The following is a 26,267-nucleotide window of genomic DNA, read 5'->3' as shown; positions in this document are numbered from 1 at the left end:
TTTCTCATTTTGTTGATTGTCCAAATAATGATATCTCCGCAATAATAACCTGTCCCCGTTCGGATGGCCCATTATAGGTCTCTAGCGTTCTGAATCGTATAAAACGGACTGGAACCCATGGGTTAGGAATTTCATCCGTAGGCACCAACTCAAAATTCTCCCCCTGCACGTTAGCATAATTGCGATCTTCTGCGGTAATAGCACCAGGCCCAGATGGCTTTACGGACTCAAACCGACCTAGCAATACCCAATCACCTCCGAACAGATCATCTTTTGGATTGTTGCTATTGGACCCGTAGAGTTCAAACTTCTTGACCATACTCCCCGTGTATTCATTTTTTATCCTTTGATGGACTTTGATACGGCTCAACGTTGCGCTTTGCTTCAAATTGACCGTAAATGTCTGCGGCATGGGTTCTACGTGAGAATTGGCAAAAATATTACTGTTTTCAACATTTGTAATCCCATCCCACAAACCAGTAATGGCATATCTACCTGCGTTCCCTTCTGCCGGTTCGAAACTATCCGACGGAAGGTTGAATACGCCATAAGGTTTGGGAATCATGTATTCAAATAACGGCGTCAATGTCGAAACCAGAGTATCGGAAGTATTCCCCCAACGGTCACGAATATAGCTCCCCACTTTGATCGGTTTAGGATTAAGTCCACTATGGGAGAATACCCCTGAACTATTTTTACTATAGAAAGTCTGCAGGGCAGTCCAATCTCCATTATTAAGGGTATCGGCAATCAGACAAAATGCAAAATCCTTCATATAGGGATTTTCAAAGAACAAACGAACTCCACCAAAACCTTCTGTAAGTGCTAAATCATGAAAAGCCTGCCGCACAGGGGCTTCTTCTGGAGCAACCTGAACAACTACCGGTTCGGACGGCTTCTCATTGCGCCCAACACTATACAGCTTGACAGCGTATTCGCCCTGACGACCAAAGCCATCCAACAATAAGGTATCGGTATACAGCGATGCCTTGGTTTCGCGAATCACACCAGGGCGGATCTCATACTCCGCCTTGACGTATAAAAAGTTCTTATCATCAGGCACGTCATAGTACAGCACTGCTCCACCAGGCAGATTTTTAACAGTCACATTTTTGACTGCTTGTGGAGCCGGTAGTGTATCGTCTATATTGACAGATGGCTGTTCCTCTTTACAGGACAACAACAGCAGAAGAGGAAGTATATTAATCCAAAATAAATTTTTCATTGTTATTTTTCTTTAAGATCCTACAGCTATCTCCAGCCGATATTCTGTACTAGATTATTATTTATCGTTAAATTAGAAATATTCAAGGGCCAGAAATAATCTTTGACCGTAAACGTCTGTTTTGCCAGCAACACCTTTCTATAGAAATTCTGAGGGGCAGACTGTGTCAGATCCCAAGCTTGAATAGGCGTATTGTAATAATCGGGAGCCGTCTTCCATCTTCTTACATCCCAAAACCGTTGACTCTCGAAAGCCAACTCATTGAGCCTCTCTTGATGAATAATCTGTCGAAGTCCCTTCTGTGACTTGAACTTGGTAGGTGTAATGGAGTAGTCCGTCCAAGCATCTTCTACCTTGGGAATACCCGCTCTTTTTCGTACCATATTTAAATAATCAAGAGCCTTCCCTCTATTCTGCTCACTATCATTAGCCTCATTTGCGGCTTCGGCATAGAGCAGAAACAAATCACTCAATCGGATCAAGGGCCACGGATAAGATACTGTAGAATATGTTGTTATATTAATCATCGTATTTTGAAAGTGGACATATTTCTTGATAAAATAGCCTGTAATAGGTCCATCGTCCGAACCCCGCTTTTGATGAACCTGTCCTTTTCTAGCTGCAACAGCATATAGGTTTGTTGGATTAGCATCATCTAAGACTCCTTCTCCATACCAGATACCGGTATCAAACCCCAGATAGGCATAAAACCGAGGCTCTCTATCAAAATGCATTTTGATGGTCTGGGTACCCTCTCGCATATAACGACGGTAAGAAGTTCCAACAGTCTGGATATTGTATCGTCCATTATAGTCCCAGGTTTTGTCTTCGGCAATCGGTAAACCATTCTTTGAATAGAACTGCTCGGCAACTTTAATAGGAGCACCTATTACATTCTTCAGATACGGGGCATCAGGATACCGTGGGTCAAAACGAGGTACAGCGAATTGTTGGGTTTGATGATTAACACTTTGCGTATTTGCCCATATAATTTCCGAATTCCATCTTTCGGCAAAAGCATTGCGCAAGGTAAGCTCCTGCATGGTCACGTCCGAAAGGTTAAATTGAGGATTGCCCGGATACCTATAGAGTTTCATCCCCAACTCATTCTCACATACCTGGACCGCATCTTCGCAAGCCGCTAACGCTTTTTCCCACTTAGCCACATCATTCACTTGGTTGAACAACTGACGACCATCTTTATTGACCAAGCCTGCCTGATCGGTATTACCATTGAAAAGAGGACTCGCCGCTGTGACCAAGATTTTAGCCTTTAGAGATACAGCAATAGCTTTTGTAATACGTCCTAATTCTACAGTAGGATTGGCTACTACCGGAGGTAAAACTGGGATAGCTTCATCCAATAGCTCCACCATATAGTCAAAACACTCATCCACCGTATTGCGGGATACTTTTACCTCCTCGATACCCGCATCGATAGGGAGATTCTGACGTATAATCGGCACCGGACCATACATCTTGACCAAGTAAAAATGGTAATATGCTTTTAAGAACTTAACCTCAGCGATCCATTGATCTCGCTCCCATGCTTGGAGATCAGCGACATTGTGGATATTCTCTAAAAAGATGTTACAATCGCGCAATGCAATATAGAGCTGTCCCCAATAATCGACCAACGTGCTGGAAGGACTTTGAAAACCACGAGCAATATTGAAAGCAGCAAAATTAAAGACGGGTGCATTGGCCGTTTCCAGGTTCCACAGCTCGTCTCCTCCCAACAACCCAGGGTCTAAGGAAAGCTGTCCTTCGGTAGGCATATATGAATAACAGGTGTACAGAAATTTTTCAGCCTGATTACGCATGGTAAAGGCATTTTCTAATTTACTCACACCATCGGGCACGACATCGAGATAATTACAGGAATTCAACCCTCCTGTAATAAACAATGCGGATAAAATGATATTTCGTATTATTTTTTTGTTCATGACGGTATTATTGGTAATGATGTTAGAATTGAACATTGAGTCCGACATTAAATACGCGCTGTAATGGATATCCAAGTCCATTGCCGGCCATTTCAATATCCCAAAGCTTGAATCTACTGATCAGCAAAAGGTTGGTGCCACTCAAATAAATACGCAGGTTTTTAGCTTTCAAGCGTTGTTTCATCTTATCGGAGAGCGTATATCCCATCTCCAACTGCTTCAGCCGGAGAAATGTACCATCCCGCATAAACCAGGTATTGCGAGGCACATTATTGCTATTTACGTCAGCACTCAAACGAGGCCATAATGCATATATATTCTGCGTGTCCTCGCTCCAATAACTATCTGCATAAGCCTTCAGCAATTGTGTTTGCTTTTGAAATGGACTGGTATTAGTGGCATCAATCCAAAAAGATTGATTGGTAGCTCCCTGAAAGAATGCTGAAAAGTCAAACTGCTTGTAGCCCATAGATAAACCAAAACCATACACAATCTCTGGCACAGTAGGATTACCTATCGGTACACGGTCCAAATCATTGATTTTACCATCTTTATTGATATCGGTATACTTGATATCGCCACCGCCGTATTTTGAATTACCAATCTGTTGAATAGGTGAATTTCGCGCTTCTTCATCATCTACAAACAACCTTTCGGCGACATAGCCCCACTGCTGATTGATAGAATGGCCAACTCGCGATCGCCATGGTTCATTTTCATAGGCAGGTTCTTCGTATACTTTATAAGTACCTCTAGCATAGGTAAAGTTTGCACGAGCTGATGTCCAGAAACCGGTATTCCAGTTTTGTGTATAATCCAAACTGAGATCTACTCCTTTTGAGTTTGCCTCACCAACATTGGCGCGCTGCACGGCCTGCAATCCCATCGTATTAGGAATTGACGATCTGCTCATAAGGATTTTTTCACGCTTCTCGGTAAAGTATTCTGTCACCAGGTTGATTTTATCAAATAGACCTATCTCTACGGCCAGATCCCGTTTATGTGATATCTCCCAACTGATCTCCGGGTTTGCATACCTTGATATGGATATTCCTGGGAGCCCAACATTCATGTTCAGACCAAAAAACGCACTTCTCGCCGCATTGGCCATATTTACCTCAGAGAGATAGAAAAATCGATCCTTGGCACTACCAATATTGTCATTACCGACTAGTCCATAAGATCCTCTAAGTTTGATCTTAGAAAATACTGGACGTAACTCATCCCAGAACTTCTCATTAGATACAAACCAAGCACCGCCTATCGAAGGAAAGAAGCCGTATCTTTTATTCTTCGCGAAACGCTCTGATCCATTATAGCCAAAATTGAATTCCCCGAAATAACGATTATCATAGGCATAGGTCGCTCTCCCAGAAACACCAAGATTACGTGATGGTAAGGAAAGCTGTAAACTACCGGTATTGGCATTCAACTCCTCGCGGAGTATACCCACCAAAAGACCATTAACCTGATGCTTATTACCAAACAATCGACCGTAGTTCAGTGTACTCTGAAAATACAAGGTCGAATTGGTTACTTTGTCGTCGGATGGTTCGGAATAACCCAGATATTCGGTTCCTTCTTTATTCATGACGATACTATATTCGCCTGTCGCATTATCATAGCTCGCCAACTGATAATAGTATGGATTATAAGATCTTGCAACGGCAAACTGGGACAGGCGCGAAACATTGGCCATTCCTCGAATCGCCAAGCCTGGAGTGATCGACGAAAGATCTTGCCCCAACTCCAGCTGCGCCAGTACCTGTGAACGAGACCGCTCTTTATACCCTCGTACCGTCTCCGCATAAGGATTGGTATATCGATTATCATAGTTACCAAACATGATATGCTGTAGATGCGCATGCTCGGCGTCCACTGGAAAAAAAGCTGGAAACTTGACCGGATTGGCATGCATAATCATGTCATAAGTCTTTGCTCCACCTTGCAATGGTCCCTTGTAATCGTCAAATGTACCGCTCAACCGTACGATCAATTCGGTTGATTTAGTAAGATTGACGTTCACATTGGAACGTAGCGTATAGGACTTGTTGTCTATATTGCTATTGAAATTATTACGCTTATCTACTTTCAGAATACCATTGTCCTGAGCAAAAGAAGTAGCTACATAATAACGGGCCACCTGTCCACCTCCGCTCACACTTAGATTGCCACGAGAGGTAGAGGTCTGGTCCTTGAGCAATAGCGCAGACCAATCATTTGCAGGGAAAGCAACTGGAGAGACTCCCAGCTGGGTATTTTCAATCTGGGTCTGTGAATAAGGCAAATCCCCTAGAGGATTTCGTGTCAAAACCGCTTCATTCCCTAACTTCATAAAGGTTATGGGATCGGCTATTTTAGTCGTTTGAGTAGGTGCTGAACTTGAATGTTCAAGTCTCAACGAAACTTTTGCAGGTCCTTCTTTTCCCTCTTTGGTACTGACCAATATCACTCCATTAGCTCCACGGGCACCATACAATGCTGTAGCTGTAGCATCTTTCATGACGGAAAAACTAGCAATATCGTCGGGCTGTAGACGTGCCAAATCGGTCGTTGTCAGCTCTACCCCATCAATGAGAATAAGTGGTTTATTATTATTTCCAAAAGTGGTAATCCCCCGAACGAAAAAATCAGCATTGTCCTGTCCCGGCTCACCACTACGTTGATAAGCGATGACTCCTGCAACATTACCAGCGAGGGCCGTTGTCAGATTGCTTGAAGGAATTTTTAAATTCTCTGGCTTTACAGAAGTAATAGAGCCTACCACATTTCCTTTTCTTTGCTTTCCAAAGGCAACAACGACCACATCGTCCATTTCATTGGCCTTGTCCGTCATGGTGAGCAGGAGATCTTCTACTTTTTCAACAACTAGAGCCAGGGTTTCCTTTCCAACATAACGGAGCGTAAGTCGATCGCCTACCTGCGCAGCAATAGAAAAGGATCCATCTTTTGCGGTAAGCACGCCCCCCGATGTCCCATCATTGAGATGAATCGAAACTCCAGAGATAGGCTTGCCATCACTGTCCACAACCTTTCCCTTGATTTCCTTTTGCTTTCTTATATTACTCCTATTTTCTTTTGAAGCAGGAGACGGGCTCAATACGATATTTTTATTATTGATCCTAAATTGAATATTCAGGGGTTCCAAAATATCTTTTAAGACCTCTTGAAGAGGGACATCATTATAGAGTGGATGTATTTTTGTGGAGGGGATTATCTTCTGATCATAGAGAATATTATAACCACTTTGCTTTTGTAATTCCTTCAAGACGTAGTCTACTTTCACGTTTTTTTTCCGAAGGGTTATTTTTTGTCCAAAGGCAAATGCACTGACTTGCAATGTTGCCGTAAGCAATAGAGGTACAGCTAATGAAAATTTCATTAATACGGATTTGGTAATGGTCCGGTCAGCTGTATATAATAGCAGACCTAACCGCTTTTTTTTATACATTTGTATTCGGTTGATTAATAATTTAACACGTTAGTTCTCAATCGTTGGTCTTTTGGACCTGCAGGGGTGCTGGTAACATCCCTGCTTTTTTGTATCCTTACTTTCTTATGGTTACCCTCCTTCCATTGATTTTGAATTTGACAGAACCAGTCCATTGGATCGTCTGCAATAAGCTTTCGAAGCTTTCTAGTTTAGAAATTTTACCCGAAAAGTAAACATCCGAAACATCAGTCTCATAGTTGAATTCAACATTATACCAGCGGGAGATATCCGCCATGACAGCCGTCAAAGGAGTATTGTCGAAAGCAAAACTTCCATCCTTCCAAGCGGTAAAATAATAGGGATCTATTTCTTTTTTTTCATATGTATGGGTATGCTCTGTATAAATCAACTGATAATTGGGGCTAAGTAAACACGGTTTGGAAACGCCTTTATATCGCAAAGCTACCTTTCCTTCGACCAGTGTGGTCGTTATCTGTCCACCATAACTATTAATATTGAATTGGGTTCCCAGAACCTCTACAGTCTGAGTTCTGGTCTTAACGTAAAAAGGCACCTTTTTACCCCCGCTCTCTAGACTCGCTACGTCAAAATAAGCTTCACCTTCCAATTCTACCGTACGTACGTCGGTCACGAAATCAGTAGGATATCTCAACCGAGAATTTGCATTCAACCACACTTTGGTTCCATCTGCAAGCACGACCATATACTCGCCTCCAAGCGGCGTCACCAGCGTGTTGTAGACTTCTCTATTCCTATTTGCCAAACCATCCTTTCCATGATAAGAAATTCCCTCCTGCCCCTTATTCAATATAAGATAACTGCCAGTATGAATCGTGTCCCTGGATTCCAATCCTACTAAACTGATGGATTTTCCGTCTTCAAGAATAACATGAGCTTTCTTACTACCTGGTATAATAGCTGTGTCTAAGGGTAGTGCTGCATAATCCGTCGTCGATACTGATCTTCTTAAGAACAGAAAAGTACAAGTGCCTAGAATAAGAGCAGCAACAGCTGCTACTGCACCAATTCTTTTAAACCAACCCATCGTTGACTGTTTTGCAGGTTCAATATCTTGCTGCACCAAAGAGCTGTTAACAATCCGCTGAAACAATTGATTGCTTTCTTCTTCTGACATTGAGGTGGTAGTCGAACTGTGCAATTGATCCCATAACTGTAGTATATGATCTTCTACGTCTTCCTCCGACATTAGTTGATACAATTCATTCTGCTCAGCAGGTGTACACCGATTCTCCCGGTATTGTTCTATTAGATATAGTAGTCTTTCTTTGTTCAATTTCGTTGATGCTCTTTATAGGTAATCGCTTCATCTCTGAAAATGGACTAGTCGGAAGGAAAAAAAATACAGATACTATAAATAACTTCAGTATCCGCGCAATAGAGCGATTATAAAAAAATATAGAGCAACTTCTGAAGCTTGATTCGAACAGAACGAGAAGCTACTATAAGGTGATTTTTCACTGTATTCTTAGAAATCCCAAGTTCTTCAGCAATTTCTTGGTAGGAAAGATCCTCCATTTTATTAAGTACAAATACCCGTTGCTGCTGAATCGGTAATTCTGCTATAATCTTCTCCAGTGCGCTATGTAGTTCGTTATTGTAGATGGTCTCTTTGGTATTGTATGAAACAGTCTCAGTGGCTAATTGGATATCGGCAACACTGTTTTCTCGTATTACCTTTTTCCGAAAGATGGATATAGCAATCCTTTTGGATACGGCCAGCAGAAAAGGCATTATGCTGTTCAAATCGGTTATTCGCTTACGATACAGAAAAAGCTTGGTAAAAGCTTCTTGGGTTACCTCCTCGGCGTCATGCCGATTTTTACCAAAACCATAAGCATAATTAAAAACGGTTCGATAATGGTGTTCGAATATCTGCTTAAAAACCTGTTCGCTCCCATTTTGAAATTCAATAAAATCCTTTCCAGAAATATATTCCATAGCAAGTATTTAACAGATTATCATTGTTTTTAATTGGTTTCCCCTTATGCTGAAGATCAATTCACCCAAAGCGATAAGACAATTATAATAATTTTTATCTGATAATTTCACCATTTCTATCCCAAAGACTTAATATAGAAGAGTCAATGTAACAAAAATAGGCACTAAGATTTAAGCTAGAGTTGAAATCCTATTAAGTATATGTTAAGTATTTTGTAAAAAAACAGATCAGCTCGCCTGCCTCTCTCCGACCGAGGGATTTATAACAGGAGTGGTACTCGGGGGCATACCGCTATCAACGCTTGCTGTACCATGAGGCTTCATGGACAAATTGATATAGACAATCGCCATAAACAACAGTACAATACCGAGCAGCTGTATAAATGAGATCTGTTCATTAAGAACGAAAAATGCACATAACACGGCTGCCGGAAGTTCCAACGTCAACAGGATCGAACTGAGTCCTGGCCCTAGCTTGGGCATACCAATGCTAAAACATAACGGGGGAATCACGGTACCGAACAGTGCCAAGAAGAGTCCCCATTGAAAAAGACCGCTATCCATATGGGAGCTATTCCATATGGAAGTACAGTTGATAAGAAAAATAATCACAGTAGAACCCGTCGTCATCAAAGCTCCTTTTTCAAAGACATGCATAGCTTTGCCCAACTCACTGGTCAACAAGATATAAAAGGTATATAACACTGCCGATGTCAATGCCAAGATAATACCTAGTAAGGAGTAATCTAGAGCAGTAAGCCCCGTGAAGCCTCCCGCAAGAAAGGTTGAAAAAATAATACATGCACAAGCGACTAGCTTTTTGGCCGGTGGACGGATCCCCAGCACGATCCACTCGGCGAATACACTCATCCAGGCCATCTGCATCAATAAGACGATAGCAAGTGAGGCTGTTATATACTGCACGGACAGATAATACAAATAGGTAGCAATCCCCATACAAGCGCCCGACAACAGCAATTTGAATCGTACGGATGCACTGTGAACAGTGGTCTTTTTCCGACGGTATATACCTCGGATAAGTACAGCTGACCATAATACCACTGATCCGATCAATCCCTGTATAAAAGTTACTTCCGCAGCGCTATAGCCCTGTCCATACGCGACCTTAGCAAAGGAAGATAGCATTCCATAACTCAATGCACCAAGACCAACAATCCACACGTACCTGTTCATAATTTAATTTTGTACGGACAAATCTATCAAATACTGTTTTACAACCAACAAACAAGTTTTAAATACGAATATAGTCCACAAATTAAATTATTTTTGGGATTTAAAACAGAAAACAGCAGATGGAACAGGTCATACTCGGAAAAAATACAATGGAAAAATTAAGCAGCCAAGAAACAGCACTATTGAGGGAGCTCCAGCGGAATGCAAAATTTGACATCAATGAACTGACAGAACGCTTACATATGTCCCGCACATCGGTGTACGAAAGAATAAAACGACTGGAAAATGAAGGTTACATCAAAGAGTATGTCGCTATCTTGGATCAGGAAAAAGTGGGCCTGAATTTTACGGTCATCGTCAATGTATCCCTGATCAGCCAACAAAAGGTACATGTAGATCGTTTTTTGGAACAGATTACGGCTCTCGATGAAGTAATGGATGCCTACGTAACAGGAGGGATATTCGACATCGTATTGAAAGTGGTGGTGAGCAGCCCTGAGGCTTACAACGCATTTGCTTCAGGAAAGCTGTCGGCCATACCGGAGGTGAGTAAGATTCAGAGTTCCTTCGTCATGCGCTATATCAAGCAGACTACGGCCTTGCCTTTTTAGGAAGAGATTGTAAAGCCAATCGCTATTTGTAATCACTAAAAAGGGGCTGTCTCAAAAAAGACAGTCTTTTTTTTGAGACAGCCCACTCATTCGTATATCCTTAAATTTGCTCGATATTAAATCCGGCTTCTTTGACAATTTCTACGACCTTGTCGGCACTAACACTGTCCGAACTTACCGTGAGTACCTTGTCCTTATTCGTCGTATCAACTTCCCATGATGCAATACCTTCGACTTTATCCAAGTGTGGCGTCACTTTCGTAACACATCCACCACAGTTGATATTCGTTTTAAATTGAAATTTTTGAGTTTCCATATTATACTTGATTTATTGTTATTAAAAAAATGATCTTTATTTTTTGATCTTAAGCCATAAACTGTTGCTCACCACACTAACACTGCTCAATGCCATAGCTGCTCCTGCAATCATCGGGTTTAATAAAAAACCATTGATCGGATAAAGCAACCCTGCTGCTAAAGGAATACCAATCAAATTGTATATAAATGCCCAGAACAGATTTTGCTTGATCGTTGCCACGGTCTGCTTGGAGATTTTTATCGCCTGAGGAATTTTCAGCAGATCGGATGAAATGATGGTCATCTTGGCTACATCCATAGCGATATCAGATCCCTTGCCCATCGCAATACTTACATCGGCAGTGGCCAGTGCACTACTGTCATTAATACCATCTCCCACCATCGCGACGGTATGGCCTTGAGACTGCAACTCCTTTACAAATTCGGCTTTCTGATGAGGTAGCACCTCTGCCCTGTAAGCCGTAATACCTGTCTGTTCCGCAATAGCCGCTGCAGTAGAGGTATTGTCGCCAGTCATCATATAGACGGCAATACCTCCGCTCTGCAATGACTTAATAGCCATTTTCGAGTTTTCTTTCACCTTATCGGCTATAGCCATTATTCCCAACACTTTACTATTCGTTGCAAACCATATCACTGTCTGTGCCATAGCTGCCCAAGATGACGCTATTCTAGCGACCTCTTCGGGAACCTCCACTTGATGTGCAGACAGCAGTGCAGGATTGCCCACCAGGTAAAGCTCTCCATCTAATACCGCTTCCACACCTTGTCCAGTAATACTCTCAAAGCGTTCAAGAGCCAGTGAGCTATAGCCCTCCAAATGATGCACAACAGCATCAGCCAAGGGGTGTTCTGATTTTCGTTCGATCGAAAACAAGATCTGCTTGTTCTGTATACTGTCCTCCACCCAATACTCGGACACAACCTTAGGCTTTCCTTCGGTTATTGTCCCCGTCTTGTCCAATACTACTGCTGTAATATTTTTGGCCAACTGTAAGCTTTCGGCATCTTTGATCAATATACCGCTTTCAGCAGCTTTGCCCACACCGACCATAATCGCCGTTGGTGTCGCCAATCCCAAAGCACAAGGGCAGGCTATCACCAAGACTGTCACGGCAGAGATCAGCCCCATCACCCATGCATGCTCACCTCCAAGCACAGCCCACAATAGAGCCGTGACTACAGCAATACATATGACAACAGGGACAAAGACTCCAGCAATCTTGTCGACCAATTTCTGTACCGGTGCTTTTGAACCCTGTGCATCCTGTACCATACGGATAATCTGTGCCAACATGGTATCCTTGCCCACTTTTTCTGCGGCAAATTGAAAACTTCCTTTTTGATTAATCGTACCGGCATACACCGGCTCTCCCTCTTTCTTTTCCACAGGAACAGGTTCTCCACTGAGCATACTCTCATCCACAAATGAGCTACCCGACATAACCCGACCATCTACCGCAATCTTTTCGCCTGGCTTGACCATCACGGTATCACCGACCAAGAGCTGTTCTATAGGAACAGTCCTCTCCTCTCCAGTAGGCAATATGACCAACACGGTCTTAGGCTGTAGACCCATTAATTTTTTGATAGCGGTGGAGGTATTTCCTTTTGCCTTTTCTTCCAATAGCCGCCCTAGTAAAATAAAGGCAATAATCACTGCTGCTGCTTCAAAATAAACATGAGCTTCTATACCACGTGACATCAGATAGTCCATCGCCACCATGTTAAAAAGACTAAACAAGTAGGCTATACCTGTACTCAATGCGACCAGTGTATCCATATTGGCTTTCCTATGCTGCAACTGCTTCCAAGCGTTCACAAAGAAATCTTTACCAAACCAGAGCACAACAGGTGTTGAAAACACCAGCATGATCTCATTGGCATAGGGCATGTTCATAAAGAACATACCGATAATAACTACCGGTAAGGATAGCACAACTGCACCAATGGTCTTACGCTTTAAATCGGCGTATTTTTGTTCATGGAGTTCCTCTAAGATCTCCTGCTGCTTATCTTCTTCTTCGATCAATATGTCAAAACCTATATCTTGCAGCGCCAGTTGCAACTTTGTCGGATCTGCTTCTCCCTCTCGAAAATTGACTGTGACAGTAGCTGTCGCAAAATTAACCGAGGCATCTATGATTCCATCCACCGTCTGCGCCATGCTCTCGACACTCGAGGCACAGCTGGCACAACTCATATTGAGTACGGGGAAAGATTTTTTTATTTTTTTTAACTCTATAACTTCCATAATTGCATGTTATTATTTAACATCACAAAGGTCTGCAATCGCAGTACAATAGTTTTATAGTATTTGGACAATGTGTTATACAATTACGGACTGTCGTGGTTTAGTCCGTCCTATTTACCAGATGTAACAAATCTTGTTTTGACAGATTATGGGTCCAGGCACTGCCACTGCCGATCAGATCACCGGCTAACTTCTGTTTACGATGCTGTAGGTCAGCAATCTTCTCTTCGATCGTATGGGTACATATGAGTCGCACTGCCGTAACCTTTTTGTCCTGCCCAATACGATAACTTCTATCTATTGCCTGATTTTCTACTGCAGGATTCCACCAAGGATCAATCAGATAGACGTAATCTGCCCCTGTCAAATTGAGCCCTACCCCTCCGGCTTTTAAACTGATCAGGAATACGCGTATAGCATCATCGCTTTGAAACTCAGAAACAATGGCTTTTCGATCCTTGGACTGTCCTGTCAGATAGGAATACGCGATCTCCTCATGATCTAGGCGCTCTTTAATAAGATCCAACATACCGACAAACTGAGAGAACACCAATATTTTGTGCACTTGCATCTTGCTTTTGATCTGATCAAGCAGAACATCTATCTTGACACTATACGCTGCAGAATATCCCTCCTGCAACAAAGCTGGAGAATTACAGATCTGCCGTAACTTGGTGAGGGAAGCCAAAACATGTATACGATCCCCCTCTAAACTATCTGCATCGGTTGAATTAATATAACTACGCACCTCGTCCTCGTAACGGGTATAAATATCGCGCTGCCTATCCCCCATCTCACAGTATATAAGGGTCTCTGTTTTTTCAGGAAGCTCCGCAATAACCTGGCTTTTGGTGCGCCGTAAAAGGAAAGGCGCTATACGACGCTCAAGCTCAATAGCCCTGCGCTGGAATTCAAACTGATCTATAGGTATCGCATAGGTGTCTCTGAAAAACTGTTTATTCCCTAATAACCCCGGACATGCAAATGAAAAAAGTCCATAAATATCAAATGTACTGTTCTCGATAGGCGTCCCCGTCAACACGATTCTGTTGAAAGACTGCAGCAGACAGACTGCTTTATAACGTTCCGAATTGGGATTTTTGATGAGTTGCCCCTCGTCAAGAAAAACGTATTGAAATTTTTCCTTTTTGAAGGTACTGATATCCGACACCAATACACCATAACTCACCAAAACAACATCATAGGCACTAAATGCTTGCTCTTGCCGATTGCGTGTCACCGAATTATAGTTAAGAACATGTAGTTCCGGTGCAAACCGGAACAATTCGTCTTCCCAGTTAAATAAAAGCGAAGTCGGCACAACTATCAGATTGGGAGCAGACGCATACTTTTCCTTAAGGTGCAACAGAAAAGCAATAACCTGTACCGTCTTGCCCAGTCCCATATCATCTGCCAAACACCCTCCAAAACCAAATCTATCTAAGAAGCACAGCCAATTGAAACCTTCGTGTTGGTAATTTCTCAAAACAGCCTGTAAACCCATTGGAACAGCTGCTTGTGGAATTTCTGTAGCGTCTAAAAACTCTTGCTGAAATACGTTCAATTCCTCGCGCACCTCTTCGGCCAACACCTCTCGTTCAAAACATGCAGCAACTTCAGAGAACCGAACTTTTGGAATATGCAATAGTTCCTTTTCAAGGTAGCCCATACTGAAATATCCAGCGATTCTATCCATCCATTCATCAGGCATTAATCCTAACGTCCCATCGTCCAGTTCGACAAACTTACTTTTGTTCTTGAAAGCTCGCTGTATCTGCCTAAGCTTTGCTGTCTGACCTCCAAAGTCTACTTTCAAATGCACATTGAACCAATCCTTACCGCTATTGACCTTGATATCTATCTTTGCCGCATGTGCATTGATACGCGTGCCTTCAAGTTCTTTAAACCCCAGAATACGAACACCATCTGCCCGCCAGGATTCAAATGCCGACAAAAACCAGTCCTCATCAAAAAACTTGTCTTTATACAGATAGAAATATTGTCCGTATTGTAACTGCTCCGCAAAGTCGGGATGCTGTCTCATTATCAAGGCTGTTAAATCATCTTCGTATTTGCGATCTCGATTTAACTTGAATCTATTGCCGGCAGCATCGATGGTATACAATTGCTTGCGGGAGTATACGGGCACTTCGGCCTCACCATATCGTACGACGGGCGTGATTGAAATAATAGAACCTTCCTTTTGGAGATAGATGAGCTTTTGCTTTTCTGTTTCTTGTTCTACTGGCAGTGCTGTAGAAGCAGCCTTATAGATGTACCCGTACTCTACCTCGACGTAATCCTCGATAGGTGCCAAAAACTGTGTTTCAAACGCATCATACTTGGAACTGTGGACCAATAAAATCTCATTGTTACTCTTAAAAAAGCGAATGACCCGCATGAGATCAGAATCAGGAACATAAATATACTGCTCCTTGAACAAGATGAACAGATCATTTTTAATTGCCAATTCGGCTACAGGTACTAGGTTCCCCAAGAGATGCAAAGTACTGCTGATCTCATAAAAAGGTTCCTTTTTAAGAACCTTGAGCTTCAACTCGGGTTTGACTACCGCCAGTTTCACAGGAAACAGGCTTTTTGCAACGATGCTATCAGACCTATCTCTATCATGAAAATAAACCCGCAATCCCATAGGATTTGAAGCTATGATTTGAAGTGCCATATTTTCGGTCTCGGTCACCTCACCCTCAAATCTATTTTGGCAACTGAGCAATGCTGTCAAAAAGCGAAGCGTCTCCACCGTATTATCCAGCAAGAGCTGCCTGGTAAGATCGACGGGAGTCAATGGATTTTTCAATTTATCCTCTTGGGTAAAGGCCGCTTCAAACAACAAAAAATTAAGCTGATCATAGAAACGGTGTCGACTAAGTACCAATATCCATTTTTTTGAATCACTACGCTCCAACAATGCTGGCAAAGCAGATGTACTCCGTGCAAAAGAAGGCTGCCGAAGAAAGGACTGATCAATACGCAACAACTCCTTTTGTTTGCTGAAGAACTGAGTCCTGCCATCTTCATAACGTAGGTAGAAATAGGAATCCATATCGTGCTCATGTTCGAGCCCATAACCTGCTGCGAGACTGCGAAGACGCGAATCCCGCAATCGATCATCAAAAAAGACACGTAGCTCCTCCCGTTTGAGAATAGCATCCAACACTTCAAACTGATGGACACATAGCTTATCAGACTGGATGCCACAGGTACAGGTCAACGCTAAAGACGTCCCTTCTTGATGGATACCGACTTCCGGATACATCGGCCCCATAGAATTCTTAGTAAATAGAGCCTGATCGATCTGGATGTGTAACGGATAAAACAACTCATGCTCTTCCAATACGATATCTTTTACTTCTGTATCGAGGTAACGCATAATATCGTAAATAGAACATGAAGTCAATACTATATCCCGTAAAATAACAGCGTGTTTGGGATCCATTCGGAGTACCTTATCTTAATCTTATATACGATCGTAAAAGTATAAATTTTAAGGGATAATCGGAGAGCAATATAGACAGCTGTGATCCACCTATTTTGCGAAGGGAGAATGTACAAGCAGCTTGACCATTTTATCAATTCTTTCCATATACTCTTCCGTCAATTCCCGTTCGGCTGTAAACAGCTGTTTACGCTGCATCGGCAAGCTATATGGTAATGTCCAGCCACGCAATGATTTGGCCACATCATCCATACCATTGATTCCCTGCATAGCTTGCACACCATCCGCCCAACAGACAAGACCGACCAATTTGCCTGTCAAATAAGGTGCTTGTAATTTTGCACTACATTCTAACCAATCGAGACAGTTTTTCATCACTCCGGTCATTCCTCCATGATAAAGAGGAGTGAGCCATACATGTAAATCAGCCTCTCTAAACATGATATTCATACGTTCAACAGCATTGGGCACTTTATTGAGTGTTGTATCAAACAAGGGAACCCCAGAGTCTGTAACTCTAAAAACATCGACAGAAGCATTTTCCTCCAGAAACTTTTCCTCGAAATACTTTGTTATTATTTCGGAAGTAGCTCCTTCTCTTCGGTCCAGCGAACCGTTAAACAATAATACCTTCATAAATCTATCTTTTAAAAATAACTTTAGGCATACCCGCCTCACCATACATCAATGTCGCCACAAAAGGACGTAACTGATCCGCAGCAGTCATAAAAAGATCCGGATCAATTTTTGGATTTGCTTTGATCACTACCTTCTTCCCTTCTAAGCGGGTAAAGTCTGCTTCCTGGATATTGGCCCGCCACAGAAGCCTGCCGACCTCCTCAGCGGACCGATAATCGAAACGCTTTGCTAGATCATGAAGCTTATCCGCCAGCATAAAATAAACCCAAGTGGGGATAATCGTATCTTCACTGCAGCATATTGCTACTGTTTTGTCTTTCAAAGCCGTCCAATCGTAAGCCGCAACGGCTTCTTTAAACTCCTTTTCCCTTATAATAAGGCCCATAAACAAAAAATCCTTGATATCAAGAGTTACGATTTCTTCCTGAGGGACATAATCCATCAAATCTACCGTTACAATTCCCGACGCATGAACCTTGTTTATAAAAACATCATCTTCCATATGAAGTACTTTTTAATTGTTAATCACTAATTTAAGAAGTATAGGCTTAAAGAGCCAACACCATCTGTACGATATAATAATCGTAATGTATAAACCTGAGAAAACATCGATAATCCATTTTGCAAAATTGAGAAAAGCTGATTAATAAAACAAGCTTTAACTTGTTTTATTAATCAGCTTTCGGAAAATAGCATTATCTTTGCACCCAAACGTACAAACTGTAGCTATGAAGAAAGAAAGTGTGAACCGTATCCTAATGACGCTAAAAATGCGAGGAGAGGCTACGCTCGCACTATTGGCATCCGAACTCCATATTACAAAAGAGGGAGCACGCCAGCATCTCAACAATCTTATAGAGTCCGGATTGGTAACTTCATCCCAACGGAGTGAGGGCGTAGGACGGCCTACGACCTATTATTCGCTCACGGAAAAGGGATTTTCACGTTTTCCAGACACACACGCCCAAGTAACAGTCGATCTTCTCAACGCCGTTAAAACCTTATTGGGCGACCAAGCTTTAGACCTGCTCATATCCGATCGCGAACAACAGACCTACACACGCTATGACCAAGCGCTCTCATCGTCCAACAGCATTGAAAGCCGTCTTGAAAAACTACGTGAGCTTCGTACGGAAGAAGGCTACATGGCCGAATGGAAAAAAGAAGATGAAACCTATTACTTCATCGAAAATCATTGCCCGATCTGTGCAGCTGCTACCGCCTGTCAGGGATTCTGCCGAGCAGAACTACAGAATTTCATCAAGCTCCTAGGCCCTAAATATGAGATAAAACGAACACAGCACATTCTTGCCAAAGACAGACGCTGTGTCTACGAAATAAAAAATGTAGCCCAAGTCAATAACAAATAAAAAACAACAGTTCTTAAATTGTTAAAACATTTTATACCCCAACTATTTAGAGTTCGAAATATTCTTGTTATCTTTGCGGACTTTAAAAGTATTTTAAACAAAAATTTAAAAACAAAAACAGGTAAATGCCTACTATTCAACAATTAGTTAGAAAAGGTAGAGTAGCTCTGGTAGACAAGAGTAAGTCACCAGCGTTGGACTCATGTCCACAGCGAAGAGGTGTATGTACACGTGTATATACTACTACCCCTAAAAAACCAAACTCAGCAATGCGTAAAGTAGCTCGTGTACGTTTAACAAACGGTAAAGAGGTCAACGCTTACATCCCTGGAGAAGGTCACAACTTACAAGAGCACTCGATCGTATTGATCCGTGGTGGTCGTGTTAAAGATTTACCAGGTGTGCGTTACCACATCATCCGTGGTGCATTAGATACTTCAGGTGTAGCAGGTCGTAACCAACGTCGTTCTAAGTATGGAACTAAGCGTCCTAAACCAGGACAAGCAGCTGCAGCTCCAGCAAAAGGCAAAAAGAAATAATTAAACGGAGGAAAGAAAAATGAGAAAATCAAAACCAAAAAAGAGAATCATTTTACCTGATCCAAAGTTTAACGACGTTCAGGTAACACGTTTTGTAAACAATATGATGTTTGACGGTAAGAAATCTATCGCTTACTCTATTTTTTACGATGCAGTAGAATTAGTAGAACAAAAAACACAAGAGAACGGACTAGAAGCTTGGAAAAAAGCTTTGAACAACGTAATGCCTGCAGTAGAGGTTAAATCTCGTCGTGTTGGTGGTGCCAACTTCCAAGTTCCTATGGAAGTACGTCCAGAGCGTAAAATCGCTTTAGGTATGAAATGGTTAATTTCTTACGCTCGTAAACGTGGTGAGAAAACTATGTTCGAAAAATTAGCAGGAGAAATCATTTCAGCTTCTAAAGGTGAAGGTGCTGCTGTGAAGAAGAAAGAAGATACGCACAAAATGGCGGAAGCTAACAAAGCGTTCTCACACTTCAGATTCTAGTTTTGAAAACAACAAAACAAATATGATTACACCGATCGCTGATAAAGATTCCTATCATTATCACGGTCGGTGTACTTATTTAAAGTGTTAAAATTAAACAGCCTTCCAAGGCAAACTGCAAAAATAAAATGGCAAAAGATTTAAGTTTAGTAAGAAATATCGGTATCGCTGCACACATCGATGCTGGTAAAACAACCACTACAGAGCGTATTCTGTTTTACTCTGGTGTGAATCACAAATTAGGTGAAACGCACGAGGGTTCGGCAACTACAGACTGGATGGCACAAGAGCAAGAGCGTGGTATCACAATTACGTCTTCTGCAGTAACTGTATTCTGGAACTACCGTAACAAAAAATACCAAGTAAACGTAATCGATACTCCTGGACACGTGGATTTCACGGTTGAAGTAAACCGTTCCCTTCGTGTATTGGATGGATTAGTTTTCTTATTCTCTGCGGTAGATGGTGTTGAGCCTCAATCTGAGACTAACTGGAGATTAGCAGATAACTACAAAGTACCTCGTATTGGTTTCGTAAACAAAATGGACCGTTCAGGTGCTGACTTCTTAAAAGTAGTTAAGCAAGTTAAAGAAATGCTTGGTACGACTGCTGTTCCTCTTCAATTACCTATCGGTGCTGAAGATAACTTCGAAGGTGTAGTTGACTTAATCAACAACCGTGGTATCGTATGGAATACAGAAGATAAAGGGATGACTTTCACAGAAGTGCCTATTCCAGAAGATATGTTGGATGAGGTTGCTGAATACCGTGAAAACCTATTAGAAGCTGTTGCTGGATATGATGAGTCTTTGATGGAGAAATTCTTCGAAGATCCAAACTCGTTGACAGAACGCGAAATCCTTAACGCACTTCGTGCTGCAGTATTGGACAACGCATTCGTACCAATGGTATGTGGTTCATCATTCAAAAACAAAGGTGTACAAACGATGCTTGACTTCGTAATGGAGTTATTGCCTTCGCCATTGGATCAAGAAGCTGTAAAAGGTACTGACCCACGCAATGGTGAAGAAATCGAGCGTAAACCATCTGAAGCAGAGCCTTTCGCAGCTTTAGGTTTCAAAATCGCTACTGACCCTTTCGTAGGTCGTTTGTGTTTCGTACGTGCATATTCAGGTGTATTAGAAGCAGGTTCTTATGTCTTGAACACGCGTTCAGGAAACAGAGAGCGTATTTCTCGTATCTTCCAAATGCACGCTAACAAGCAAAACCCAATTGAAAGAATCGGCGCAGGTGATATCGGTGCAGTAGTAGGTTTCAAAGATATCAAAACTGGTGATACACTTTGTGACGAAAAACACCCTATCGTCCTTGAGGCAATGAACTTTGCTCAGCCGGTTATCGGTTTAGCTATCGAGCCTAAAACTCAAGCTGACGTTGATAAATTAGGTATTGCTTTAGGTAAATTATCTGAAGAGGATCCTACATTCGTAGTTAAAACGGACGAAGATACAGGTCAAACTGTAATCTCAGGTATGGGTGAGCTTCACTTGGATATCTTGATCGACCGTCTACGTCGTGAGTTCAAGGTTGAAGTTAACCAAGGAGCTCCTCAAGTAGCATACAAAGAGTCTATCAACGGTAGCACTGAGCACCGCGAAGTTTACAAAAAACAATCCGGTGGTCGTGGTAAATTTGCCGACATCAAAGTTGTTATTTCTCCAGTCGATGAGGATTACGACACAACAAAATCAGCTCTTCAATTCGTAAACGAAATCGTAGGTGGTGCTATTCCTAAAGAATACATCCCTTCTGTTCAAAAAGGATTCGAATCTTCATTGAACAATGGTGTATTGGCAGGTTACCCGCTATCAGGCATGAAAGTTCGTTTGATCGATGGTTCATTCCACGCAGTGGATTCAGACTCTCTTTCATTTGAGCTAGCTGCTAAGATGGCATACCGTCAAGCTTTACCTAAATGTTCTCCAGTATTGATGGAGCCTATCATGAAGGTAGAAGTATTGACTCCAGAAGAAAACATGGGTGACGTGATGGGTGACTTGAACCGTCGTCGTGGTCAGATGCAAGGTCTTGACACACGTAATGGTGCACAAGTAATCAAAGCTATCGTTCCTCTATCTGAGATGTTCGGTTATGTAACTCAATTACGTACGATCACTTCAGGCCGTGCAACTTCCACTATGGAATTTGACCACTACGCTGAAGCACCTCGTAACGTACAAGATGATGTAATCGCAAAATCTAAAGGTAAAGTTAAAGGTATCGAAGAATAATAATTGAGAATAAGGATAAAGGAGCAAAGATGAAGGACATGTCTTTTATCTTTGTTCTTTCTGTCCTTAATCCAAAGAAAGATAAACCGATCACTGGTTGCGAATAGCTCTAATCAGTGGTCATATTAAAACAAATAAAAAATGAGCCAAAGAATCAGAATCAAATTGAAATCTTACGATTACAATTTAGTTGACAAATCAGCTGAGAAAATCGTAAAAACAGTAAAACCTACAGGTGCAGTTGTTAGTGGTCCTATTCCATTGCCTACTGAGAAAAAAATCTATACGGTATTACGTTCACCACACGTTAACAAAAAAGCACGTGAGCAATTCCAATTGTGTTCTTACAAGAGATTGTTAGACATCTACTCATCTAACTCAAAAACAGTTGATGCGTTGATGAAATTAGAATTACCTTCAGGTGTTGAAGTTGAAATCAAAGTGTGATAGATTTCAGTTACTGAAAAAGAAAAGCCTTCTCGTGAGAGAGGGCTTTTTTTATGGGTACAAGCGAACTTCTCGTGTTAAATAAACGTAAACTCTCCACAAGGTGAACACAAGGATAAAAACTATTGAGTAGTTTTGTACATGGAGAATTTAAAAGGAAAGAATGCACTCGTCACTGGTGGCGGTAGAGGCTTAGGTAAGGCAACTGCCCTAGCGTTTGCCAAAGAAGGCATCAACGTAGCGATTACAGGCAGAAATGAGCAACTATTGAAAGAGACCATCTCTGAGCTAAGGGCTCTTGGAGTACAGGCGACCTATGCGGTCTTTGACGTGGCTAACTTTGACGCTGTGACGACGGCTATAGCCAAATTAAACACGGACTTTGGAACATTCGACATCTTGGTCAACAATGCAGGTGTAGCCGCTTTTGGATCGGTATTGGATATGGATCCAAAAACCTGGAAAGACATTATCGAAACCAATCTATTGGGCACCTATTATGTCACCAAAGCGATCCTGCCACAGCTTATAGAAAAGAATGAGGGAGATATCATCAATGTGTCTTCTACTGCGGGCTTAAATGGCGCAGGGACTACCTCTGCTTATAGTGCATCCAAATTTGGCGTGATTGGTTTCTCAGACTCGCTGATGCGTGAAGTACGTAAAAACAATATCCGTGTATGTACATTAATGCCAAGTACTATTGCATCGGATATGTCCAAAGAGCTGAAGCTCACAGACGGCAATCCAGAGACCGTACTACAACCAGAAGACTTTGCCGAACTGATCGTCGCCAATCTCAAATTACCACGCAGAGCGATGCTTAAATCAGCTTCATTGTGGTCCACAAATCCATAAACAAGAAAAATCCCGATAAGCTATGCTTATCGGGATCTTATTTTTTGAACTTCTATTCAAATTAGAATTTGAAAGTCAAACCGAATGTGCCTGAAGCAAAGAAGTTCTCAAAGTTATTTACATTTACGCCAAAAGTGTTAGTAGCCTTAGCTCCGTCTACATCAACTTTCGAGTTTTTGAAACCAATAACATCAGCGAACTTATAGTTAACAGCAATTTTGTCAGTTAAGAAGAAAGTAGCACCAATACCTGCATTAGCTCCAAAACCACTTACTTTTGGATCTTTTACAGAAGTACCAGCAGTCACAGTTTTACTGTTATCTGACTCGTAACCAACAGCTAACTCAGTATAAGTTTTGAAACGTGATCCAACTTCTAGGAAATAGTAACGTCCGAAAGCACCGATATCAAAAGTATTTGTTTTATTTTGAATATCTTTATCTTCTGCGTATTGATCTTTATTAGTTGTTCCAACCTTAGCAAAAACACCAACAGCAATCTTATCAGTTACGAAATAACCTACTTGTGGATTGAAGTTAAAAGTTGTGTTTTTGATCTTTTCGCCTTTAACATCTTTATTAGTAAATCCTAAGTTACCTTCAACGATGAAGTTACCTTTTTCAAAACCAAATTCTTGTGCTTGAGAAGCAACTGTCAAACCTGCAACAGCAGTTAATGTAAGTAAAAATTTTTTCATATCTTTTTAATTTATATTTAACACTGGCAAATGTAGAACTTTTTAAAATCAAAAAAAGAACAAAAAGTCTTCTAATTGTCACAACAACTAAAAACTAAAAATAAAAAACTAAAAATCAACAAGTTACAAATGTAACAATTGTGTTTTTTATTAAAATGCGATAAAAAAAAGAGCTTTTATACAATTTTCCTAATGAAAAAGACGTTTCAATACTGACCACTAAACAAAAAAGGTCAATTATTTAAAAGGTTTCAAACGAAACTATAAAATAAGCCATAAAAATCTGTACATATTCAGATTCTTACAGCTTATTTCAACCACACATTAAAAATCAACAGTGTTATTTTGACCGTTCTGATCTGGTTTTCGTTGATAATCTGCTAATACTGAAATAGCATAAAACCAAGCCGATAACCCCGAATACAGCAGCTATCAAAAAAGGCACTCCCGGAAAATAAAATCCAGCTCCTTCTTTCGTAAAACAAGAAAAGCTTGATGTCATTATTGGCGGCGCCACAAAGGTAGTAAAGCCGAGTAAACACCCCAAAGCACCTTGAAGCACTCCTTGTTCGTTATCAGGGACACTTAGAGAAATAATACTTTGCATAGCTGCTCCTTGAACACCTCCTATAATAAAGACGATAATCCCAACGAATAGTAACCACTCTACAGAAGAGAAAGCGAAAATAAAAAAGCCAAATATAAGACAACAAAGACCACCGATCAGCATCCTTCGCTCCCCTATCCTATCCGTGAGGAAAGCTACTCCCCACAACTGTACGATAATAGAAAGGGCACCAATAAACGCCAAAGAATAACCCACCATCGAATTATCCCAATGAAACTTCTCTATAGTAAAGAATGACCATACGCTTTCCATGCTGTGGGTTGCCATGGAGACGAACAACATCGCGATAACCAACGACCAAACGGCTGGCAATTTCTGCAAATGCACGAGGGCACCAAAGGGATTAGCTTTTCTCCAATCAAATTTCCTTCTTTTCTCTTTCTCCAGGGACTCTGTAAAGAAAAAATATCCGAAGATAAAATTGATCAGGCTCAAGGTAGCCGCAAAAAGAAAAGGTGCGTGTGTTCCCCACTTGGCCAACACCCCTCCAATGGCGGGACCTAAAATGAATCCCGCGCCAAAAGCGGCATTGATCAAGCCGAAAAACTTTGTTCGATCTTTTCCCGTACTGATATCAGCTACACAGGCTGATGCAACCGAAAAACTCGCTCCCGTGATCCCAGCGATGGTACGCCCCAAAAACAGCCACAATATATCAGGTGCAAAAGCTAAAAAAATGCAATCTATCCCAAAGCCTAACAAGGAGCTCAGCAACACTGGCCGGCGTCCGTAAGCATCACTGAGGTTACCCAATATAGGAGCGAAGACAAATTGCATAAGGGCATAACAAAAAGACAACCAGCCCCCATACTGGGCGGCAGTACTAATATCTGTATGCAATAAATCAGTCAATAACTGTGGCAGTACTGGAAAAATAATACCGAAGCCTGCGGTATCTATGCTGACCACTATCACGATAAAAAATAGCGTATATCTCTCTTTAGATTTCATATTATGAAGCAATAATAAAGAAGTCACTATACCTGATGGTATAGGATCTGTTAACAATTAATAAATACAAGAAAGCCCTTGGTATAGAATCAACCAAAGGGTATAATTATTATAAGAATAGATTTATTATTGCCGCATAATGGCACAAAGGTATTAAAAAGAAAGCTTAACATCAAAACACTGCTAATCTCAACAAACAATGACGATTGATTTTTCGCATAGAGATTGCCCATGCTGTTAAGTAGCACTTCAAGCCTTTCTCTAGAGTACTACTAAGAAAGGCTTGGAAATTCGGAGCTTTTTATCAGGCTGTAGTTTGCATTAGCAGCTCCCGCACTTACACCTCATAATTATTTAACAGAGTTTTAATTTGCTTGAGATGATGGATAGGATGATACCCCATTAAATAGAAAATCTCTCTAATATTCATTTTGCCTAACAAAGGGTGTGGAATAACGAGAAGATCCAGTTCATCTTCTTCATAAAGTTCCAACAGAGCACTTATTTTTTTGAGATCGCTGTGAAGTGACGTAATAATAGTCTCTTTTTGTTCAAAGCTGACTTCCGCAGGTGGCAAAAACTGTTCAGGTGCTTTTAGACTTGTCTTGGCGTAGTTATCCAAAACAGTCTGATAAGACCAAGTGGATCTATCCAAATCGCCAAACTTTTGAACCAGGTATTCTTTTGAAACCAAAGCTTTAGTAAACGGAACGATAGTGGAGCCGACATGATGTAATTGTTGACCCGCTGTCCATTTTCCACCTTGGGTATAGAGATATCCCTCTTTTTCCAATTGATCTATATAGTCTATTAGGATTTGATGGTTTTTTACGAATGTCTCAATTAATTGATACTTTGTCATATTTATTAAGATATCTTATCTGATTAGCTTTTAAAAGTAATCATAATGACTGTCATATACCAAAATAAAACTTTCATCACTGTTGGTGATTTTCATTGAGTCGAATGAAGAGCGCTCAT

General features: G+C 41.3%; 21 protein-coding genes. 7 read left to right on the top strand and 14 right to left on the bottom strand.

Going from position 1 to position 26,267, the window contains the following annotated elements:
* Positions 1–4: 4 nt before the first annotated feature.
* The 6 genes from M472_RS27040 to M472_RS27020 all read right to left on the bottom strand — a co-directional run bounded on the left by M472_RS27040 (position 5) and on the right by M472_RS27020 (position 9,778).
* On the bottom strand, positions 5–1,225 hold the full coding sequence (locus M472_RS27040) for a DUF4959 domain-containing protein (RefSeq protein ID WP_021068959.1): 1,221 nt from the start codon (positions 1,223–1,225) through the stop codon (positions 5–7).
* A 26-nt stretch (positions 1,226–1,251) separates the two neighbouring features.
* Positions 1,252–3,207 (bottom strand): RagB/SusD family nutrient uptake outer membrane protein, encoded by a 1,956-nt coding sequence (locus M472_RS27035; protein WP_021068958.1) that lies wholly within the window; start codon positions 3,205–3,207, stop codon positions 1,252–1,254.
* Complete coding sequence (locus tag M472_RS27030; protein ID WP_081643092.1) at positions 3,194–6,553, bottom strand: TonB-dependent receptor; 3,360 nt, start codon at positions 6,551–6,553, stop codon at positions 3,194–3,196. Before M472_RS27030 ends, M472_RS27035 begins: the two co-directional genes overlap by 14 nt.
* 166 nt (positions 6,554–6,719) lie before the next feature.
* Positions 6,720–7,919 (bottom strand): FecR family protein, encoded by a 1,200-nt coding sequence (locus M472_RS0122385; protein ID WP_144062637.1) that lies wholly within the window; start codon positions 7,917–7,919, stop codon positions 6,720–6,722.
* Between the two features lie 110 nt (positions 7,920–8,029).
* Positions 8,030–8,584: an RNA polymerase sigma factor gene (locus tag M472_RS27025; protein ID WP_021068955.1), complete on the bottom strand. Its 555-nt coding sequence runs from the start codon at positions 8,582–8,584 to the stop codon at positions 8,030–8,032.
* A gap of 228 nt (positions 8,585–8,812) precedes the next feature.
* Positions 8,813–9,778 (bottom strand): EamA family transporter, encoded by a 966-nt coding sequence (locus tag M472_RS27020; protein ID WP_021068954.1) that lies wholly within the window; start codon positions 9,776–9,778, stop codon positions 8,813–8,815.
* Positions 9,779–9,897: 119 nt separating this feature from the next.
* Between M472_RS27020 and M472_RS27015 the strand changes: the two genes are divergently transcribed.
* Entirely contained in the window at positions 9,898–10,389 is a 492-nt protein-coding gene (locus M472_RS27015) for an Lrp/AsnC family transcriptional regulator (protein ID WP_021068953.1), read from the top strand.
* A 100-nt stretch (positions 10,390–10,489) separates the two neighbouring features.
* Here the strand turns inward: M472_RS27015 and M472_RS27010 are convergent, their stop codons facing one another.
* The 5 genes from M472_RS27010 to M472_RS26990 all read right to left on the bottom strand — a co-directional run bounded on the left by M472_RS27010 (position 10,490) and on the right by M472_RS26990 (position 17,559).
* On the bottom strand, positions 10,490–10,705 hold the full coding sequence (locus M472_RS27010) for a heavy-metal-associated domain-containing protein (protein WP_021068952.1): 216 nt from the start codon (positions 10,703–10,705) through the stop codon (positions 10,490–10,492).
* A gap of 36 nt (positions 10,706–10,741) precedes the next feature.
* Positions 10,742–12,961 carry a heavy metal translocating P-type ATPase gene (locus M472_RS27005; protein WP_021068951.1) on the bottom strand — a complete coding sequence of 740 codons (2,220 nt, stop codon included), beginning with the start codon at positions 12,959–12,961 and terminating at the stop codon, positions 10,742–10,744.
* 100 nt (positions 12,962–13,061) lie between these two features.
* A complete protein-coding gene (locus M472_RS27000) occupies positions 13,062–16,418 on the bottom strand; it encodes a DEAD/DEAH box helicase (RefSeq protein WP_021068950.1) in 3,357 nt (1,118 codons plus the stop codon).
* Positions 16,419–16,508: 90 nt separating this feature from the next.
* A complete protein-coding gene (locus tag M472_RS26995; RefSeq protein ID WP_021068949.1) occupies positions 16,509–17,054 on the bottom strand; it encodes an NADPH-dependent FMN reductase in 546 nt (181 codons plus the stop codon).
* A gap of 4 nt (positions 17,055–17,058) precedes the next feature.
* Positions 17,059–17,559 carry a DUF2480 family protein gene (locus tag M472_RS26990; protein WP_021068948.1) on the bottom strand — a complete coding sequence of 167 codons (501 nt, stop codon included), beginning with the start codon at positions 17,557–17,559 and terminating at the stop codon, positions 17,059–17,061.
* 226 nt (positions 17,560–17,785) lie between these two features.
* Here M472_RS26990 and M472_RS26985 point away from each other — a divergent pair, with 226 nt between their 5' ends.
* The 6 genes from M472_RS26985 (at position 17,786) to M472_RS26960 (ending at position 23,010) form a co-directional block, all read left to right on the top strand.
* On the top strand, positions 17,786–18,427 hold the full coding sequence (locus M472_RS26985) for a helix-turn-helix transcriptional regulator (RefSeq protein ID WP_021068947.1): 642 nt from the start codon (positions 17,786–17,788) through the stop codon (positions 18,425–18,427).
* Between the two features lie 125 nt (positions 18,428–18,552).
* Positions 18,553–18,966: a 30S ribosomal protein S12 gene (gene rpsL / locus M472_RS26980; protein WP_002993550.1), complete on the top strand. Its 414-nt coding sequence runs from the start codon at positions 18,553–18,555 to the stop codon at positions 18,964–18,966.
* Positions 18,967–18,985: 19 nt separating this feature from the next.
* Positions 18,986–19,453, top strand: a complete 468-nt coding sequence (gene rpsG / locus M472_RS26975; RefSeq protein ID WP_022829265.1) for a 30S ribosomal protein S7 — start codon at positions 18,986–18,988, stop codon at positions 19,451–19,453.
* 128 nt (positions 19,454–19,581) lie between these two features.
* Positions 19,582–21,705, top strand: a complete 2,124-nt coding sequence (gene fusA, locus M472_RS26970; RefSeq protein ID WP_021068945.1) for an elongation factor G — start codon at positions 19,582–19,584, stop codon at positions 21,703–21,705.
* A gap of 141 nt (positions 21,706–21,846) precedes the next feature.
* Positions 21,847–22,152, top strand: coding sequence for a 30S ribosomal protein S10 (gene rpsJ, locus M472_RS26965; protein ID WP_013667229.1), 306 nt, complete (start codon positions 21,847–21,849; stop codon positions 22,150–22,152).
* A 141-nt stretch (positions 22,153–22,293) separates the two neighbouring features.
* Positions 22,294–23,010 (top strand): 3-ketoacyl-ACP reductase, encoded by a 717-nt coding sequence (locus M472_RS26960; protein WP_021068944.1) that lies wholly within the window; start codon positions 22,294–22,296, stop codon positions 23,008–23,010.
* 61 nt (positions 23,011–23,071) lie between these two features.
* Here M472_RS26960 and M472_RS26955 read toward each other — a convergent pair whose 3' ends face one another.
* The 3 genes from M472_RS26955 to M472_RS26945 all read right to left on the bottom strand — a co-directional run bounded on the left by M472_RS26955 (position 23,072) and on the right by M472_RS26945 (position 26,148).
* Positions 23,072–23,707, bottom strand: a complete 636-nt coding sequence (locus tag M472_RS26955) for an outer membrane beta-barrel protein (RefSeq protein WP_021068943.1) — start codon at positions 23,705–23,707, stop codon at positions 23,072–23,074.
* Positions 23,708–24,047: 340 nt separating this feature from the next.
* Positions 24,048–25,286, bottom strand: coding sequence for a TCR/Tet family MFS transporter (locus M472_RS26950; RefSeq protein ID WP_021068942.1), 1,239 nt, complete (start codon positions 25,284–25,286; stop codon positions 24,048–24,050).
* Between the two features lie 337 nt (positions 25,287–25,623).
* Entirely contained in the window at positions 25,624–26,148 is a 525-nt protein-coding gene (locus M472_RS26945; protein WP_021068941.1) for a DinB family protein, read from the bottom strand.
* Between the last annotated feature and the right edge of the window lie 119 nt (positions 26,149–26,267).

It is taken from the genome of Sphingobacterium paucimobilis HER1398, from assembly GCF_000416985.1.
Lineage (GTDB): Bacteria > Bacteroidota > Bacteroidia > Sphingobacteriales > Sphingobacteriaceae > Sphingobacterium > Sphingobacterium paucimobilis.
Note: the sequence above shows the minus strand (reverse complement) of the source record. Positions and strands in the feature narration are given on the sequence as shown.

Coding starts and splice junctions, on each gene's coding strand:
- M472_RS27040 (WP_021068959.1), bottom strand. CDS start 1,225: ATGAAAAATTTATTTTGGATTAATATACTTCCTCTTCTGCTGTTGTTG.
- M472_RS27035 (WP_021068958.1), bottom strand. CDS start 3,207: ATGTTCAATTCTAACATCATTACCAATAATACCGTCATGAACAAAAAA.
- M472_RS27030 (WP_081643092.1), bottom strand. CDS start 6,553: ATGAAATTTTCATTAGCTGTACCTCTATTGCTTACGGCAACATTGCAA.
- M472_RS27025 (WP_021068955.1), bottom strand. CDS start 8,584: ATGGAATATATTTCTGGAAAGGATTTTATTGAATTTCAAAATGGGAGC.
- M472_RS27020 (WP_021068954.1), bottom strand. CDS start 9,778: ATGAACAGGTACGTGTGGATTGTTGGTCTTGGTGCATTGAGTTATGGA.
- M472_RS27015 (WP_021068953.1), top strand. CDS start 9,898: ATGGAACAGGTCATACTCGGAAAAAATACAATGGAAAAATTAAGCAGC.
- M472_RS27010 (WP_021068952.1), bottom strand. CDS start 10,705: ATGGAAACTCAAAAATTTCAATTTAAAACGAATATCAACTGTGGTGGA.
- M472_RS27005 (WP_021068951.1), bottom strand. CDS start 12,961: ATGGAAGTTATAGAGTTAAAAAAAATAAAAAAATCTTTCCCCGTACTC.
- M472_RS27000 (WP_021068950.1), bottom strand. CDS start 16,418: ATGGATCCCAAACACGCTGTTATTTTACGGGATATAGTATTGACTTCA.
- M472_RS26995 (WP_021068949.1), bottom strand. CDS start 17,054: ATGAAGGTATTATTGTTTAACGGTTCGCTGGACCGAAGAGAAGGAGCT.
- M472_RS26990 (WP_021068948.1), bottom strand. CDS start 17,559: ATGGAAGATGATGTTTTTATAAACAAGGTTCATGCGTCGGGAATTGTA.
- M472_RS26985 (WP_021068947.1), top strand. CDS start 17,786: ATGAAGAAAGAAAGTGTGAACCGTATCCTAATGACGCTAAAAATGCGA.
- rpsL (WP_002993550.1), top strand. CDS start 18,553: ATGCCTACTATTCAACAATTAGTTAGAAAAGGTAGAGTAGCTCTGGTA.
- rpsG (WP_022829265.1), top strand. CDS start 18,986: ATGAGAAAATCAAAACCAAAAAAGAGAATCATTTTACCTGATCCAAAG.
- fusA (WP_021068945.1), top strand. CDS start 19,582: ATGGCAAAAGATTTAAGTTTAGTAAGAAATATCGGTATCGCTGCACAC.
- rpsJ (WP_013667229.1), top strand. CDS start 21,847: ATGAGCCAAAGAATCAGAATCAAATTGAAATCTTACGATTACAATTTA.
- M472_RS26960 (WP_021068944.1), top strand. CDS start 22,294: ATGGAGAATTTAAAAGGAAAGAATGCACTCGTCACTGGTGGCGGTAGA.
- M472_RS26955 (WP_021068943.1), bottom strand. CDS start 23,707: ATGAAAAAATTTTTACTTACATTAACTGCTGTTGCAGGTTTGACAGTT.
- M472_RS26950 (WP_021068942.1), bottom strand. CDS start 25,286: ATGAAATCTAAAGAGAGATATACGCTATTTTTTATCGTGATAGTGGTC.
- M472_RS26945 (WP_021068941.1), bottom strand. CDS start 26,148: ATGACAAAGTATCAATTAATTGAGACATTCGTAAAAAACCATCAAATC.